The 17677-nt window shown below is 39.9% G+C and carries 9 protein-coding genes and 2 pseudogenes; 3 read left to right on the top strand and 8 right to left on the bottom strand.

Annotation, left to right across the window (positions count from 1 at the left end; translation table 11 throughout):
* Positions 1–652: 652 nt before the first annotated feature.
* The 7 genes from H5119_RS18370 to H5119_RS18400 all read right to left on the bottom strand — a co-directional run bounded on the left by H5119_RS18370 (position 653) and on the right by H5119_RS18400 (position 10849).
* Positions 653–3997, bottom strand: coding sequence for a type I restriction endonuclease subunit R (locus H5119_RS18370; RefSeq protein ID WP_182703254.1), 3345 nt, complete (start codon positions 3995–3997; stop codon positions 653–655).
* A gap of 59 nt (positions 3998–4056) precedes the next feature.
* On the bottom strand, positions 4057–5796 hold the full coding sequence (locus H5119_RS18375) for an SWIM zinc finger domain-containing protein (RefSeq protein ID WP_182703255.1): 1740 nt from the start codon (positions 5794–5796) through the stop codon (positions 4057–4059).
* A gap of 8 nt (positions 5797–5804) precedes the next feature.
* A complete protein-coding gene (locus tag H5119_RS18380; RefSeq protein ID WP_182703256.1) occupies positions 5805–5963 on the bottom strand; it encodes a hypothetical protein in 159 nt (52 codons plus the stop codon).
* Between the two features lie 51 nt (positions 5964–6014).
* Positions 6015–7607, bottom strand: a complete 1593-nt coding sequence (locus H5119_RS18385) for a restriction endonuclease subunit S (protein WP_182703257.1) — start codon at positions 7605–7607, stop codon at positions 6015–6017.
* 86 nt (positions 7608–7693) lie between these two features.
* Positions 7694–8749 (bottom strand): YhcG family protein, encoded by a 1056-nt coding sequence (locus H5119_RS18390; protein WP_182703258.1) that lies wholly within the window; start codon positions 8747–8749, stop codon positions 7694–7696.
* A complete protein-coding gene (locus tag H5119_RS18395) occupies positions 8739–10406 on the bottom strand; it encodes a class I SAM-dependent DNA methyltransferase (RefSeq protein WP_182703259.1) in 1668 nt (555 codons plus the stop codon). The genes H5119_RS18390 and H5119_RS18395 overlap by 11 nt, the downstream gene beginning before the upstream one ends.
* Before the next feature lie 197 nt (positions 10407–10603).
* The gene (locus tag H5119_RS18400) at positions 10604–10849 is read right to left on the bottom strand and encodes a YfhL family 4Fe-4S dicluster ferredoxin (RefSeq protein ID WP_182703260.1); all 246 of its coding nucleotides are present in this window, start codon (positions 10847–10849) and stop codon (positions 10604–10606) included.
* Between the two features lie 217 nt (positions 10850–11066).
* Between H5119_RS18400 and H5119_RS18405 the strand changes: the two are divergent.
* The 3 genes and pseudogenes from H5119_RS18405 (at position 11067) to H5119_RS18415 (ending at position 13791) form a co-directional block, all read left to right on the top strand.
* Positions 11067–11356: pseudogene (locus H5119_RS18405) on the top strand (helix-turn-helix domain-containing protein).
* A pseudogene (locus H5119_RS18410) lies at positions 11346–12636 on the top strand (type II toxin-antitoxin system HipA family toxin). Before H5119_RS18405 ends, H5119_RS18410 begins: the two co-directional pseudogenes overlap by 11 nt.
* Before the next feature lie 423 nt (positions 12637–13059).
* Complete coding sequence (locus H5119_RS18415; RefSeq protein ID WP_182703261.1) at positions 13060–13791, top strand: FadR/GntR family transcriptional regulator; 732 nt, start codon at positions 13060–13062, stop codon at positions 13789–13791.
* Positions 13792–13937: 146 nt separating this feature from the next.
* On the opposite strand, the gene H5119_RS18420 is transcribed toward H5119_RS18415, so the two are convergent.
* Positions 13938–16898: a TonB-dependent receptor gene (locus tag H5119_RS18420; protein WP_182703262.1), complete on the bottom strand. Its 2961-nt coding sequence runs from the start codon at positions 16896–16898 to the stop codon at positions 13938–13940.
* Positions 16899–17677: the final 779 nt, after the last annotated feature.

Raw genomic sequence — 17677 nt, forward strand, 5'->3', positions numbered from 1 at the left:
CTAAGCTTGGCTGTTAGAACTCAATCTGTACGAGTGCCCACACAGATGATTGCTTTATATTGTTAAAGAACGTTTTGAGTCGCTTTAGCGTCTCAAGGGATGCGAATAATACACCCTTTATTTTTAGAGTCAACACTTTGTTTTAAACTTTCTTTTGGAAGATTTAAAACCTAAGTTTTATTTAACTCTCTGAGTCGTTGCTGCCTCGCTATGCTTCAGCCTTTCCCGTCTCAGTGGGGGCGCATTATAAGGAGATTCGAGCGGGGGTCAATGCTTTATTTTAACTTTTTAAAAATAACATTAATTTAGTACAAAAACCATACAAACAAAGGGTTGCAGGGGCTAAATTGACTATTAAACAAACAAATCAAGTGTATTTAGAGCTTAGCTTGTCACCGTCTATAGTGAGATAAGCCCTATTTAGGGCAGTTAGATAAATACTGCTGCGCTCGTTTTAGTTTTTAACTATATACACTATTAATGTGTTACTAAAAAACACGTTTTAAAGATCAGCAGCTTTCATCTAACTTTAACGCACTTGTGTACCCGCTCGTCTAAATTTTCATAATACGAGGGCTCTGGTTTTATACATTTAACAAGACAGACGCCTATGCAAGTCGGTTTAGCATAATGACCACAACACTTGGCTAATTTACCCCTCTTTATTCGCTTTTACATTTTGCGCTTGTTCAAAAATTTCTTTGTACACTTCGTCGTGGCTTATTGGTGGGTACTTAAATTTAGCCAGTATTAAAATAAGCTCTACTCTTAGGGATGATTTAATATCTTCGCGGTGGTGCCAATCTACAAATTTTACCTTGTCGTCCACTATCACTTTTACCGCTTGGGCGAGCTCAATTAACTTATCTTCGGGGTAGTCAAAGTCGTACTTAACCGCTAACATTTTTAATGCATCGTAAAAGCCTTTTTCTTCAATATCAATGCCTAGCTCGTCGCCGGCGTTCATTTCGTCGCGTACGCTGTAAATCATATTAACCATAGTGTCTGAAAAGTCATCGAGTACGCTACTTACCAGTACATCATCTTCTTTTCGCTCGTTATAGCGCTGTACCAGCGATTCAAAGCGTTTAGTAAAGTCGATACCTTGAGTTTGGTTTACTTTTTTAAGCTCGCCAATCGCTTTAGCTAACATTTGTTGCAGTATTTTTATTTTGGTATTGGGGAGTTTTATTTTTTCTATTTTGGCGATGTAGTCGTCATTAAAAATGTCGATTTCGCCGCCGTCTTCATTGCCGAGTTTAAACACTTCTTCTACGCCGTCGCTTTGTAGGGCTTCGGCTATCATTTCGCGCACTTTGGCGTTCATTTGCGCGGTATCGGGCGCTTCGCCTTTGGTTAGCTTGTAAATAATAGAGCGAATGGCGAGGTAAAAGTGAATGTGGTTACGCTCGTTTTCGTTAATTTTTTCACTACCACAACATATATCGTAAGCGGCTTTTAAACGCTTAACTAGATCCATAAAGCGTTTTCGGCGCTTTTCGGTAATTAGCGCAAACTCGGCGGCGTGGTTTAAACAATTTAACTGGGCAACGGCTTCACCAGTAAAGTACGGGCTGCTGTCAAATTTATGAAATAACTGGGCAAGTAGCGCTAAGTGATTTTTTACTTCAATAACCGACGCGGTAATGTCTTCAAAATTGGTTTCGTCTGTTTTTGAATACTGCGCTAACGCTTTATTCATTTCAGATTTAATACCAATGTAATCGACTACCAAGCCTTTATTTTTACCTTCAAATTGGCGATTAACCCGCGAAATAGTTTGTATTAAGCTGTGCTTTTGCAGTGGTTTATCTATGTACATGGTGTCTAAAAATGGCACGTCAAAACCGGTTAGCCACATGTCTACCACTATGGCTATTTTAAAGTTTGAATGTTTGTTTTTAAATTGCTTATCAAGCTCTTTACGCTCGTCTTTACTGCCGAGTAAATTATATAAGCGTGCGACGTCGTCTTTGCCACGGGTCATCACCATTTTTACTTTTTCAGAAGGGGCTGCAATACGGCCTTCGCTAATAGCGCGCTTTCGCTCGGTATCCGATAAGTTTTGCGCGTTATCCTGCTCGTTTAAAGAGTCTACAACCTCAAACCAATCTGGGCGTAATTCTTCTAATTCTTGATACAACTGATAAGCAATACCACGCGAGCTACACACAAACATTGCCTTACCTGCAACCGTTGAGCATTCTTCAACGCGTTTTTCGTAGTGCTGCACAAAATCTTTTGCTAACACTTTAATACGGTCTGGGTCGCCTAAAATGCTATTCATGTTCGCAGTGGCTTTTTTACTGTCTTCTATTTGCAGCTCATTACTGCCTGCATCGGCGCATTCTTTGTAGTAGGCCTCTATTTCTGCCAGCTTGCTGTTGTTTAAACACACCTTGGCGGCGCGCCCTTCGTAAACAATGCGTACGGTTATTTCATCTTTAACCGATTCGGTCATAGTATACGAGTCAACTACTTCACCAAACACATCTAAAGTCGCGTCTACTGGCGTACCAGTAAAACCAACATAAGTGGCGTTTGGCAATGAGTCATGCAGGTATTTTGCAAAACCAAAGGTTTTTCTCACTCCGGCATTAGGGCCTTTGTCGGTAATAGTAATTTTTTGATCAAGATTAACTTGGCTACGATGCGCCTCATCTGAAATACAAATAACATTAGTGCGATCGGTTAATAACTGAGTGTCTTCGGTGAACTTATGAATGGTAGTTAAAAATACACCGCCACTATTACGCCCTTTAAGTAACTCGCGTAAGTGAGTACGGCTGGTCACTGTTTTTACCGTGTCATCACCAATGTAGGTTTTTGCATTACCAAACTGCTGCGAGAGTTGATCGTCTAAATCGGTTCGGTCGGTAATTAAAATAATGGTCGGGCTTTTAAGTTCAACGCTTTTCATTAACAAGCGTGTTAAAAATTGCATGGTGTAACTTTTACCGCAACCCGTTGCGCCAAAGTACGTACCGCCTTTACCATCGCCTTTTGGCTTTAAATGCAGCTTTATATTTTCGAACAGCTTATTAGCGGCATAATATTGCGGGTAACGCGGCACAATTTTTTTCTCTTTTTTGCCCGCGCTTTTATTATCAGAATCAGGGAAGAATACAAAGTTGCGCATTACATCGCGCAAACGCGCTTTATCAAACAAGCCCTGTAATAAAGTATGTAATGAATTTATGCCCTCTTGCGCTGTTAGCTCTTGCCCCGTTACTTTGCCCCACGAGTAAAAAAACTGATACGGCGCAAATAAGTTACCCATTTTATTATTCACGCCATCGCTTATAACGCACAAGGTATTAAACACAAATAATTGAGGAATAGCGCGTTTGTAGCGCACCGTTAGTTGCTCAAACGCTTCAAAAATAGGGGCTTGCTCGCGTATCGCGCTTTTAAATTCAAACACCACCAGCGGCAAACCATTCACATATAAAATGCCATCGGGAATGCGCATTTCAATATTGTCGTAGCTTGTGGGGCTTTGTATTTCTAACTGGGTAACAAAACGGTAAATGTTGTCGTCTTGCAGGTAAGTAACGCTTGCCTCACTTACATTATCGAAAGCAGCCATAGCACTGCCTGCTATTAAGCTGCTTTTAATGCCTTGCTCAACGTTGTCGTAATCGAGTAGTTGAATATATAAATCTTTTTGAGACTGGCTCTTCGCCGCATCACTACTTTGACCACTTAACATGTCTCTTTTATGTAAAAAGCCATCACTTAGCCAGTTACAAAAGGTTTTATTGCTCTCGTATAAATCACTGGCAGGGAGTTTTTCAAGCTTTGCAATAATAGAGTCTACTTCACCGGTGGTAATATTATTTTTAGCGTAACGCTTAGTTAAAAAAGCACGGAGGTCTTCTTTAATTAATACGTCGCTATTATTGCGGGTGAGCTGCCCGCCCAATAAATGCGGGTAGCCTTGTTCGGCTAATAACTCAACCACCGCTTGTTCTAATTTGGCTTCAGTAAATTTCATCTATTTAGCACCGTCCGCTGGTTTATTCATGTTAGTTATTATTTTTTAAACTTTTATTCTTAGCTACAATGCGGGAAGTATTCTCGCAACAACTTCATCATATTGCGTTTTTGCTTAAACTTCTTAGCCAATGTAGTAATCATTTCATATAATAGCGTGCAGTCGGCATTTTTGTCTTTTAAGCTTTTTTCTATTTTAATTAATAAATTAGTTGCTTCACGGTAAGCGTCATTATTGGTTTGTCCAATTATGTTGCTAAGTGATTTGTGATACAAGTCAATCGACTCTTGTGGATATTGCGCCATAATTAAACCAGCCAACGTTATCAATTGACTCGACTTAACCTCATGTTTTGCAGCCCATGAACGTGCTTTTTCAATGTCATTTTGATCAATATAAAAATCCAGTAACTCGCACGGGTAATTAGAAAAACGATTAGCCCTTTGGTTTGACTGAGTGTATTGCTGTGAAAGGGATAGCAATAGCTGCTCTACTTTTTGCGTAAACTGGGCATCAATGATGCCGGTTTTTTGTTGCAATGCGTGTAAACCTTTAAAGCCATTAAAACTCGGGTTATTTACAAATAACTGCCACGCGATTGCCCATGCAGCCTTAAATTCTGACAATTCAAGGCGAAGTTCTATTTCATCGCGTTTACATGCAAGCACTTCATGTGGCTTACTTGCCCGTTGATACGCTTGCTTTAAATAGTACTCGGCATCTAACAGCTCATTACGGTCTTTGCAAAGCGCACTTATTTTTAAATAATCCGACGAGTCATGGACTGTTAGTTTAATTAAACGCAGTTGCGCTTGCCAATCATCCTGCCCTTGCGCTTGTTTTATTAATATCGACGTAAGGCGTGTAAGCGCGCTTTTTTGCCTCCAATCACTAAAGTCAACGCCCGCGTGCAGTCGCTTTTCTATTGCAGTTGTACACAGTGCTAAAAACAAGTTATTTACACTGGGTGTTATGTCAAAGTCATGCGGTACACTCGGGAATACATCGTATTTGTAATCTTCAAAATGCTCAAAAATCCACTGCGCTTTTTGCTCATCAGACCAAGGCAGTTGATTAAAAAGCTCGGTCAGGTTTTGGTTAAGCTGCCCTTCTAAATCAAAGCGAAAGCCGCCGGAGTCATCAATTTCTTCAAGTACGGTGTTTAAGCGCACCAAGGCTTTAAAATTCAACTGCCATTGCTGATCAACGGGCAGTTTTTCTATCGCAGGAAATATCATTTCAAACAGTGAGTCAGCATCAGCAAAATAGCTACGTACTTCATTCCAGCCCCATACTGATTTTTTAGGCAAGGCTTTAGTGATAAGTTTGCTTAGCTCACCTGTACTCATGGCTTGCTTGTCGTTTGACATCATAAACACCCATTTATCGTATTCATGCTCTGACTCATCTAAAAAACCCATGATTATATCGGTAAGTTCATTAGCCGGTTTATCTAAAAACCACGCCATTAATGCCCCGCGTTCGTTGCCTTGTGTTGTAGCATCGGCGTTTGCGTTGGCTAATTCAGTAGCAGATAAACTGTTTACTTTGAGCGCCACGGCAATGGCATGTTTACATACCTCTTGATAATCGGCTGCGGGGCACGTACAGCTTGCCACGCATTGCGCACCTGCTATATTTTCTAAGGTGACTTTGTATTTATACTGCCCCGCCACGCTCGCCATTGCTTGATCACCCACAATAAGTAACTTACTGACATTATTTGATGCGTACAAACCATAACCCAAATCGTAAGTTTTGCTGGCCACGCGTTGCTCTATTTCATTTAAATCAAACATACTAATTCTTATTCACTAGTTGTGTTAATTGGCAAAGCACGGAGGTCTTCTTTAATTAATACATCACTATTACTGCGGCTAAGCTCACCGCCCAATAAATGCGGGTAGCCTTGCTCGCCTAATAGCTCAACCACCGCTTGTTCTAATTTGGCTTCAGTAAATTTCATCAAACATCCTTATTCTTTTTATTTTTAATGGTTAAGTTCTTAGCCTATGTATTAATCAACTGTTTCATCGTCGGTGGCTACATCAGGTATTTGTAGTTCACCAGAGATGAGTTTGGGGAGCAGAGTATCTCGGAGTTTAGTTAAACTTGTTGTTTCACTTCCCAGTGTATCCATTTTGAAAAATATATTTTCTACACTACCTTTAAAACTACTTAAAACGGTTTTATTAGGAACCAAAAAAGGCATCGCTTTAATTATTTTAGAATTAACAGCTGTAGCAATAGAGGAAGTACTGCCTAAAGACCCATAATCAAAGCATTTTAAATATAGATAAACATACTCTTTACTCATTGAATGTTTAGGGTTTACGAAGTGAGCAATGGCCTCATTTGTTGTCAAATCACATTTAGTTATACAAACACGCCCAAGTGTTAACTTAAAGCTAAGAATAACTGAATCTTTAGGCACGACTTTAACATTAAACTTAGAAACTGATTCAGAAGTTAAATATTCACTACTATCTCCAATAAAAGTTTTATTTCCACCCATATCTTTTATCGAAACCCAAACTTTATTGTTTATAGGGTTATCGCTGAACCATTCTTTTTGTTTTCTAGGTGGTGTTTTTCCGATCGCTATATCAGCTACTTTCTCAGCTTTATCTACACCCCACCCCTTTGGTATCCAGCCTAGTTGTTCATTGTGTTCGAACTCATTGGGGAAGTGGGCGTGGGTGTTGGCGTGTTGGGCTAATATATTAGGGTTGGCGTTTAAGTTTGCTTTAACGGGTGTTTCAGCGGTTTTTTCTGATACTTGCACTGCAGCTTGTGTTGCGTCTTTTGTTACTTCTTTTGCTGGTCGCTGTGCTTGCAATTCGTGAGCGAGTGCACTGAGTGATGCTTTGCATTCGGCCGCATTGTGTAAGCTGTTCAGTGCCGCTAAACGGCGCTGTGCTTTTTGTATTAACTCGTCAGGCAGACTAGTTTCAAGGTTGTCTAAGTTAAAATCAATGCTAGCAAGTAGGTTGTCGAATACAGGATCAAAATCAACAAACCAGCTTTTAAATAACGCCTGCGCCATTTTTTCTAACGTTTGGTTGTTTTTTTGGTTTAGCTCGATTTTATTGTCTATTGAATCAAGTATTTTTGCTGAAAAATCCTGACTACGTCTTGGTGGCAGGCCTATAGGAAACTTTTTTAGTGTTGTAAAGTTAAAGACGGGTTGAACTGATTTTGAATTCATCGCTTGGATTAAATTAACGGTCTTTGTCCAAGTAAAATAGTAGTATACAAATAATGGGTTCGCTTTTTTAGGGTCAACTCTTAGTCTCATTGTATTAGTTGATAATATGTATTTATCATAGCCCTCGCACGCACTTAATCTGCCAACCTTTCCTATAGTACCCACTTTTGGAAATATTAGATCTCCCACAAAACAATGGCTCCTTGGGATTGAGTTATATTTTTCAAGCGATACATAACGATTATTTGACCAAGTAAAAGTTCTTCCCGTAACATTTCTTCCTTGGACTACTAATACTCCATCATCTGTATAATCTGAATTTTTAAGATTAGAACCAAATGGAGCATCCCCCATTTCTAGAGCAATATCAGATATTGATGTTAATAATAAATTACTCCCCATAACCCAGCGCCTCCAAGTTTTTACGAATGGCTTTATCAAGCTCATCGCTTTGATTTATGTGGCTACAAACTTCACACCCAATTTGTTTATTCATTATCTTGGCCTTTAACTTGCTGATTAAGCAATTGCGCTTGCACACGTTCGCGCTCTTTTTGGAGTTCTATGCGCAGCTCTTCTTCGCTGGGTAGGTGGGCTAAATACTTTGCAGCAAACAGCTGTTTTTGGTCGCTCAGTACGGAGTATTTAACAACGGCTTCGCTTTTTTCACTGCATATAACTAAACCTATGGTGGGGTTATCGTCGCTGCTGGTGTGTAGGTCATCGTACAAGCGAATGTAGGTATCCATTTGGCCTATATCTTGGTGCTTGAGTTTGCCAATTTTTAAGTCGAGCAATAAAAAACATTTGAGTTTAAAATTGTAAAAAACGAGGTCGATATAAAAATCTTCGTCATCAAAGCGAATGCGTTTTTGGCGCTCTACAAAAGCAAAGCCTTTACCAAGCTCTAATAAAAACTGTTGTAAGTTATTTATAATGCCTTGCTCTAGGTCGTTTTCTTGATAGCTTTTGTCTTGCAGGTTTAAAAAATCTAAAATGTAGGGATCGCGCAGGTAGTCTTTTGCGGATTCTGCCAATACTTGTGTGTTTTGTTGGGCTTCTTGCTCAACGGGTTGTTTTTCTTTGCTAGACAATAAGCGTTCGTAATATAGCGTACCTATTTGACGTTCTAAGGCGCGTACACTCCAGTTTTGTTGACTGGCCTCATGCATATACCATAAGCGGGCATTTTCATTTTCAATGCGGATAAGTGTTGAATAATGCGACCAACTCAATTTGGCAGACACTGTCTGCCATTTTGAAAAGGCTAAGTAAAAACTGCGCATATTGCGTAAGTTTCGAGTTGAATATCCCTTACCAAATTGTGCGGTTAATTGTGTTGAGAGCAACGCAAGTTGTGTTTTTCCATATTCAGCTCGTGTTGCTCCTTGCTGTTCTTGTTCAACAATTAACCGTCCAATTTGCCAATAGGCGTTCACCATAGCGTGATTAACGGTTTGTTTAACCTGTTTACGCGCTTGCTCGATAACCTGTTTAATTTCGATTAATATGGCGGGGTTATCTAATGCGTTACTATTTTCCATAACCCAGCGCCTCTAAGTTTTGTCGAATAGCGTTGTCTAGCGCATCGCTTTGGCTCATTTGGCTATAAAGGGTTTGGCTAAGTTCGCTCATTTTAGTTTCGAACGGGATGCCATCGTCGATAATATCGGCCGCGCCTACATAGCGCCCTGGTGTAAGTACGTAGTCGTTCGCTTTTATATCGCTAAGGGTGGCTGATTTACAGTAACCGGCGACATCTTGGTATTCTTGCTCTTGCTCTTTTTGTGCGCTTTCTGGCTTCGCACTTTCAGTGGTTAGCTCTTCGCCGCGCCAAATATGGTAGGTTTGGGTTATTTTAGCTATGTCGTCGTTGGTGAGTTCTTTTAAGGTACGGTTAACCATAGAGCCCATTTCGCGGGCATCTATAAATAGCGTTTCGCCTTGGCGGTCGCGGCGTTTTAGTAAGCCTTTTTCGTTATTACCTTTTTTATCTTTACTTATAAACCATAAACACACCGGAATTTGCGTGGTGTAAAACAGCTGCCCTGGTAGGGCTATCATGCAATCGACTAAATCGTTTTCGATTATTTTTTGGCGAATATCGCCCTCGCCACTGGTGTTAGAGCTCATTGAGCCGTTAGCCAGTACAAAGCCTGCGGTGCCATGCTCGCTAAGTTTTGAGATCATATGCATGATCCACGCATAGTTGGCATTACCCGTAGGCGGTGTTGGGTAACCCGCCCAGCGGGCATCGTCAACTAATTCGTTATCGGCGCGCCACTGTTTTTGGTTAAACGGTGGATTTGCCATGATGTAATCGGCTTTTAGGTCGGGGTGTTGGTCTTTAAAAAAGGTATCGCCCGCTATATCGCCTAAATTGCCCGAAATACCGCGCACGGCGAGGTTCATTTTCGCCAGTTTATAAGTGGTATTAGTGTACTCTTGCCCATAAATAGACACATTTTTTTGATTACCATTATGGCTATTAATAAACTTAAGCGATTGCACAAACATACCGCCCGAGCCACAACAGGGGTCGTAAATTTTACCTTCAAATGGTTCAATCATATCGGCGATAAGGGTAACGATTGATTTTGGGGTGTAGAACTCGCCCCCGCCTTTACCTTCAGATGCAGCAAATTTACCTAAAAAGTATTCGTACACACGGCCAACTAAGTCTTCTTCTGTTTTTTCGTTTTGGTTGGCGATGGTGTCGATATTATTAATGGTATCGATTAACGCTGAAAGCTTACTGGCATCAAGCCCTAAGCGTGAAAAGTAGTTATCGGGCAATGCGCCCGCGAGTGATTTATTGTTTTTTTCAACGCCGTGCAGGGCGGTATCTATTTTTACAGCGATATCGCCTTGCTTGGCGTTGGCTTGAATGTATGACCAGCGGGCGTCTTCTGGTAGGTAAAACACGTTATCCATTGCGTAAAAGTCGACCATGTCGATGTATTCATTGCCGTGCTCAGCAATAATGGCTTTTTGACGTACTTCAAACTTGTCACTGATAAATTTAAGAAAGATTAAGCTTAAAACAATGTGCTTATATTCGGCTGATTCAACACTGCCACGTAGTTTATTGGCGGCATCCCAAAGCGATTCTTCAAACCCGACTTGTGCTTGTTTTGTGGTTTTTTTAGCAACTTTTTTAGTAGCGGGCTTTGTGGCGGTTTTTTTAGGTGCGGTTTCCATAGCTATCTCAGACCAGAATATCAATACAAATTATTGAGTTATCATACCGTAAAGAGCGCGAATTATTGAGACTTAATTAAAAATATATGAGGAGATATTTATTAGTCATAATACGCAATATGCGAGCAGTTTGATTGTTGCGACAGTGTCGCAACTTTCGCTTCGTAACCCATTACACATAAAAACCAATTAATAAACTAACTCGTTAGCCTGACATATTTTTCAGCCAGTTCGTCTATATTTTCACGATGGGCTGGGTCGGGCTTTATGCAATCAATGGGGCATACGCTGACACACGTTGGCTTGTCGTAATGGCCTACGCATTCGGTGCATTTACTTGCATCTATTTGGTAAATTTTAGCGCCCATGTAAATGGCTTCGTTAGGGCATTCTGGATCGCACATGTCGCAGTTAATGCATTTGTTGTTAATTAGTAAAGCCATTCTGTAGCCTCTAGTACTTCTAGCATAAATTTGCAGCCGTAAATTATGCATTTTATTCTGCGTTTTCTTGTTGATCTCAATCAATAAAAATTACATTGGGTAACTAGCATTCAACCATTAACTTTATAACTAAAAATGGACACTATAATATCCATTACGCTCATAAAAAAGCAATTTTGGACACAGTAATGTCCAATCAAGTTCGTGGAGTTCTATTATTAATTATTTATTATTAAGCGAGGGTGATGTGCAGCTAGCCTTTGCTGAGCACCTAAAAGAATGTCGCAAAAAAGCAAAAATGTCACGCGAGGCGTTAGCTAAAAAAGTACGGTACCTGCATCTACAATAAAAAAGTTTGAGGTTACAGGACTTATTTCATTCAGGCAGCTATTACTTTTGTGGCAAACACTCGACGACTTAACTCGTTTATATGACTTAACAAAAGCGCCAACTCAAGGCAAGAATGCGCCAACGTCTATTGATCAGGTATTAAACAATGGCCTTTAAACCCATAGAAAAGCTAGAAGTAAAACGTACACTGTCAGACTCAACAGAGTTAATGGTGGGTGTACTTGCTCAAAATAGGCAAGGTGTTTACTTTCAATTCGATCAAGGCTATTTAGACACATACGGTAATCTTTCGCCATTCTCACTCGCCTTCAATAGAGATGTTCAGTTAGCACCCAAAAGCCCACATAATGGATTGCATGGGGTCTTTTCTGATTGTTTACCTGATGGGTGGGGGTTACTACTACAGGACCGTGTATTCAGACAAAATAAATAATGCCTAACTTTGTGACCCAAATGGACCGCTATCTTTTGTTGGCCGTTTAGCTATGGGGGCATTATCGTTTACACCAGAAACTCATTATGATGGCACAAATGACGATGACGCTGGTCTTGCTACATTAGGTCAACAAGCCCAAGCAATATTTGACGGACAAACAGAAGAAGTACTTTCTGCGTTAGTGGCTGCTGGCAGCTCCGACGGTGCACGTCCTAAAGCCCAAATTTATTTTCCTGACAATAATATACAAGAATGTAGAACAAAACCTAAAACGGGCGATGATGCTTGGTTAATAAAATTCACATCCAAAAATCTCGCTTTAGGACATGAGGAAGGGTTATGTGAAGCTGTGTATTTGGATTTAGCTGAACAAGCGGGATTAAATCCACCTCAACAATTACTGGTAACCGCCCCAGAAGGAACCGGTGCAAAGCAATGGCTTGCCTTAAAGCGATTCGATAGGTTTAAATTACTGGGTGATAAAATGGGCTGCAAACATATGCATAGTGCATGTGGCTTGCTAGATGCTGATTTTCGTACACCTACATTAGATTATGAGGATTTAATTAAAGCGAGCCGTGTTTTATGCAAATCACCTGCTGCGGGGCAATTACAATTTCGTCGGGCTATGTTTAATTTATTTAGCTGTAACCAAGACGACCACAGTAAAAACTGGGCTTTTTTACAAGAAGATTCTGGTGAGTGGGATTTAGCGCCTTTTTATGATATCACTTTTAGTCCTCACCCTTTTAACGAGCATGCTACTTCGTTTGCTGGATTTGGAAAAAACCCGCCACTAAAAGCGATTCAAAAGCTGGCCTCTGCAGCAGGTTATGCAAACTGGAAACAAGTACAAATTATCATATCTGAAATCGCAGAGGTTATTTTAAACTTTAAAGACACTGCTAAAGCACTCGACGTAAATAAACAAACGATTAGCTTAATAGAACAACAGCTTAATAATACGTACACCATGAATAAGCATTTAATGGGTAGTTAATTGTATTAAGCTATTTATAAAAACCTCAGCGCTTACTTTACTAGTGCCGAGGTTTTAATTTTTAAAAGTGTCGTTTATTTATACCTCTAAAAAGGCAGCAGCCACTTTATTTCTAATTAACATTTCTAAATCTATTTCAATGACTCTAACAAGCACGACTTCAAACTATTTATAGCAAATTAATGTTCGTTATAAGTTATTAAGTGCTCACCTCAATACCTTTTAAAAACCAGTGGTCCCCTAAAATACTAATGCCTTTTATTCAATTTTAAAAAAAGCAAATTGACAAGGTAATATAAGGAATGTACTTTACCAATTAAGGTGTTTTTTTTACCAATTAATTTGTCAATTTAGTAAACTTTTATAGTAGTCGATTACCATCTAGTTTATGAAATACAAAGTATAAAACCTGGGGAGTTTAAAATGAAAAGGCGCAGACGTTTTTGGAACGTTGTTGATAAGTTAGAAGCCGCGATAGATCAAGGAATTTATCATGTTGGAAGTCGTTTGCCTGCAGAGCGAGAGTTAGCAGAAACTCACCAAGTTAGTCGGCCAACAATTCGAGAAGCAATTATCGCGCTTGAAGTCAGAGGTCGTGTTGAAGTAAAAACAGGTTCGGGTGTTTTTGTCACTGACACAAACAAAGTTGAAACAAGCGACAAACCTATTAGTGCATTTGAGCTTACACAAGCCAGAGCACTCATTGAAGCTGAAGCCGCTGCGTTGGCTGCGGCAACCATTCAAGATCACGAACTTGCCACTTTAAAGCAAAGTTTAGAGGATATGCAAATACCAGAAATGGCCATTGAAGCTGATCAGCGTTTTCATGAAATAATTGCTAAATCAACTCGTAACAACGCCATTGTGATGTCTATACAAAATCTGTGGAAACTAAGGCGCTGTGAACCACAAATCGTTGCGGCGTATGAGGATGTATGTTCTCAAAGCGACGAGCAACGTTTACAAGAACACACGTCAATTTACGATGCTATCGCAAATCATGATTCATCGGCGGCGCGCAAAGCCATGCACAATCATTTTAACCGTTTGATCAATGCCCTTTTTGCTGCTAGCGAGAAAAAAGCACTTGAAGAAATTAAACGCCAAACAAGCGAGACACGTGGGTTGTATTCAATCTCTCATTTAACGCAATAACAGTAATTTATCCATTCCCCCAGAAGGCAGTTAGCGCTGAAAATAGCTGTTTGAGATAGATTTATTATCCAGAGTTCAGGTTATTTAAAGTTCAGGTTACAAGCAAGCCTTAAATAAGGCTTGCTTTACTGCTGCTTCGCCATTATTTAAAAACGATAGCTCATACCAAATGTAATACGGCGGTCTGTTAAACCTTGGAAACAAAGTAAAGCACCTTCATTTACACATGATTGACTTACTTCTGATTCGGTTAGATTTACAGCCTCTACACCAATATTAAGTTGCTCATTTACGTCATAGCTTATACTTACATTAAGCTGACCACGGTCTTCTTGCACCACAGGAAATCCCCAAGGGAAGCTTGATGTACTGCCAAAGTCAGTTGAACGGTACCCTTCACGCCATGTGTAACGTGCACGTGCAGATAAGCCAAACTTTTCGTAGTAAAAGGTGACGTTGTAAGCATTTTCAGATAAGTCGATCAATGGCTGTTTAGCGCTTACGTCTATATCAGGTATACCTGTTGTTAATGCAAATACGGTATTAGCACGGCTTGTTGCGGTATCGATTGACTCACCACCTGAAAATTCTTGATAGGTGTAGTTTGCTAATAAACCAAAACCTGATGCCCAGCCTAAATCATCTTCAAAACTTGATAAATCGTACTGAAATGCGAGCTCAATCCCTTCTTGGGTTGTTTCACCTGAGTCATTAATCGTGGTACGTGTTGGTACACATAAACCTACACCGGGCGTAGGTCCAAATACGTTTATATCTGCAATCGGGTTAAATACTCCGCCATCTTCACATACTGGACCCGTTGTATCGCGATAACCGGTGGTTGGATCTTCATATGGGTCAACCTGTTGGGTGACGTGTAAATCTGTACGTGTTTTATGAAAGTACCCCACACTCACTAATGCCGCTTGAGCAAAGTACCACTCAGCAGAAATATCAAATGACGTTACTTCTTCTGGAACTAAACCTGAGTTACCAACAGATACCGCACTATTAGGGCTGGTGCTATAAGTAACCGAGGTTGACAAGTCGTTAAAGTCAGGGCGTCTAATATCTTTAGACCAACCTAAACGTACTAATACATCTTCGCTTACGTTTGCAGCAACATTAAAGCGTGGTAAGAAAAAGTCATAATCGCCTTTTGAGGTCACTTGGCTAACAATCTCATTGCCATTGCCGTCTTGTGTTACTGAATTACCTAATGACGTTACTTCTGTTTCCAAGTAACGCGCCCCCAAATTACCTCTAAAAATACCATATTCAAAGTTAGCTTGAGCATAGAGTGCATGTGTTTCTTCATCAATATCAAAAAACGCATTCACTTGTGAGGTTGGTGAGCTAATAGGAGCACGTGTTGACCCTGTGATGGCGTTATTTGCTTCAATGGCTGCGTTTAATGCCGCAAGTACGGCATCTGGATCTGAACTGGCAAGCTCTGGGTTTATTAATAGAAAGTCGCGAATATATAATGCACGGCCATCTGCGTCGTTAAAATTATCTGGACCGGCTGTTAAAATATCAGCAAATAAGTTGCCTGCTGGGCTGTCTGCTAGATTACGTAAACCAACATTATTGCGTACTTGGTCTGAAACGCTATTTGTTTTACTGTAACGGTAACCAAAATCAACCGAGGTAATCATATTGTCTAGGTAATACGTAAAGTCAGTACGAAACGCATCTTCGGTATTTTCGGATCTATCTTGCCCTTGGTTTACATCGCGTAATACCACATTTGCAGGATCAAGTAACTGGGCTGCTGTTGGCGCATTTGCTTCACCTTGTGCAATACCAAACGTTAATGCACCACCGGTCAGGTCGTACTCAAACGGTGTACCATTTTCGTTCGATGAGTTAGTGGCAACATTTGGGTTAATAAAGTTAAGTGTTGTATTAAAGCTCGGAGTAGATGAATCTGAGCGAGACGTTGATGCTTCAACACTTACAAATAAGTTTTCACCTTGCCATTGACCACCAATTCTAAAAATTTTGCTTTCGGTGATACGCGAATTGGTATCGCTAGAAAAACGAAGATTTGGATCTGCATCGCCATCCTCTACGGGGATCACGCCACGGACTGCTGCTTCAATACTCCCTAAATTTTGACCACCTAATGAACCAAAGTTTACGGTTTCAAATTCACTTGGGATTGATACATTTCTTAAGTCACTTACGCCTGAAGCTTGAACCCTTGAGCTTTCTTGGCGGCGCTCTTGATCGTTAACAACTGCATCAAAGAAGAATTTTAAATTATCATTAGGTGCGTATTCAAACGTACCTGCAAAGTTTTTAGTTTCATACTCGTAGTTATCGTAATCTTGAATTAAAAACTGAATTGGTAAGAAATCAAATGATTGAGCACTTGCTGCACCACTGTCAGCTGCAACTGAGTTATCGCGGTCAACACGAGGACGAAATGCCGTTACGTCTTGCTCACTATAGCTACCGCTAAATACAACACCAAACTTACCAGCATCTGATTCCCAGTTATCACCCCATGCGCCAGAGATTCGCGGTGTCATGCCATCGGTAGACAAGCTGCTATCTTCTGTTTGAACACGAATAGAGCCAAGCATTTCGTTTAATTGAAGCGGGCGAATAGTTTTGAGATTAATTGTTGCACCTACTGAGCCTTCAATTGTTTTAGCCTCTGGTGATTTAATAACCTCAACGCCGGAGATAATAGCCGCCGACACATCTTCAAAACTAATTCCGCTTCGGCCAGAGCCCGAACCCACTGTTGAAACACCGTTTACTTCTGTACGGTTTGCATTCGTGCCACGAATTTGCACCCCCGTACCTACACCGGCTTCACGTGTAATTTGAATACCGGTTACGTTTTCAAGTACTTCAGCAAGGTTTTGATCAGGGAGTTTACCAATATCAACCGCTTGGATAACCTCAACTAAACTACTAGCGGAACGTTTTTCGGCAAGAGCACTCGTTAATGATTGGCGAATACCCGACACTTCGATGACTTCTAGATCGTCTTTTACTTGCTTTGACGACTCTTGGGCTTGAATAGATAACGACATACTCATTGCAGTTGCTGATATTACCGCCAGTGTGATTTTTGATAACTTATAATTCATAGTTTTTTCCTGTGTGTGAAACGCTATGTTGTGTGCTACTTTTCTATTCGAAAGCTTTAAATAAATACAAAGTATTAACTTAATATTTACACCCAACAGCAAAAAGGTCAACCAATATAAGATTAAAAAACATCAATATTAACCCAGCAAGTTATTACCAAATAAAAAACCAAACTCACCACTACCACAAACCAAAACCATAAAAACACACAACCAATTGTTATCTATTAATTTTTAAAATTAAAAGCTAATAGCTTTATGACAAAAACAGTTATTAAACGAGTAATTACACTGTTATATTATTTTCATATATCTGGGAATACATTGGTTATTAACAGGTAAAAAACGAAATGGGTTAACCAAAATATAAATATACTAATATTTTTGGCTATATTTTTTATTCATAATAAATAACCTGAACTCTGGTTAAGATATTTACTAACGTATTAAATCATGGTGATATTTAAATTTATTTTCTCTAGCCAGAGATTTTCAGTGAAAACAAGGCGAATTTACGCGTCAATAGCGGGTCTATTGCAAGTAAATTCAACGCAGTTAGCGCTAAAAATAACTGCTCGAGATAGATTTATTATCCAGAGTTCAGGTTAATTTAGGCCTTAAAACTAAAACCCCAATTAGCTATTAAGCTAGGGCCTTATATGGACTCCCCGTAAATGTCAAAAAGAAAAAGTTAAAATAAATTTAGATGCTAGCTTATATACGGGCTCAAATTGAGGGGCTACCTCTGGCCTCTTATGTATTCGCACCTTCATGACTTT

Origin of the sequence: Pseudoalteromonas sp. SG45-5, from assembly GCF_014164085.1 — a bacterium.
GTDB classification, from domain to species: domain Bacteria; phylum Pseudomonadota; class Gammaproteobacteria; order Enterobacterales; family Alteromonadaceae; genus Pseudoalteromonas; species Pseudoalteromonas aliena.

What these genes read in the sequence shown, in the direction of transcription:
- H5119_RS18415 (WP_182703261.1), top strand. Translation starts at nt 13,060, where the DNA reads ATGAAAAGGCGCAGACGTTTTTGGAACGTTGTTGATAAGTTAGAAGCC.
- H5119_RS18395 (WP_182703259.1), bottom strand. Translation starts at nt 10,406, where the DNA reads ATGGAAACCGCACCTAAAAAAACCGCCACAAAGCCCGCTACTAAAAAA.
- H5119_RS18370 (WP_182703254.1), bottom strand. Translation starts at nt 3,997, where the DNA reads ATGAAATTTACTGAAGCCAAATTAGAACAAGCGGTGGTTGAGTTATTA.
- H5119_RS18375 (WP_182703255.1), bottom strand. Translation starts at nt 5,796, where the DNA reads ATGTTTGATTTAAATGAAATAGAGCAACGCGTGGCCAGCAAAACTTAC.
- H5119_RS18380 (WP_182703256.1), bottom strand. Translation starts at nt 5,963, where the DNA reads ATGAAATTTACTGAAGCCAAATTAGAACAAGCGGTGGTTGAGCTATTA.
- H5119_RS18390 (WP_182703258.1), bottom strand. Translation starts at nt 8,749, where the DNA reads ATGGAAAATAGTAACGCATTAGATAACCCCGCCATATTAATCGAAATT.
- H5119_RS18385 (WP_182703257.1), bottom strand. Translation starts at nt 7,607, where the DNA reads ATGGGGAGTAATTTATTATTAACATCAATATCTGATATTGCTCTAGAA.
- H5119_RS18400 (WP_182703260.1), bottom strand. Translation starts at nt 10,849, where the DNA reads ATGGCTTTACTAATTAACAACAAATGCATTAACTGCGACATGTGCGAT.
- H5119_RS18420 (WP_182703262.1), bottom strand. Translation starts at nt 16,898, where the DNA reads ATGAATTATAAGTTATCAAAAATCACACTGGCGGTAATATCAGCAACT.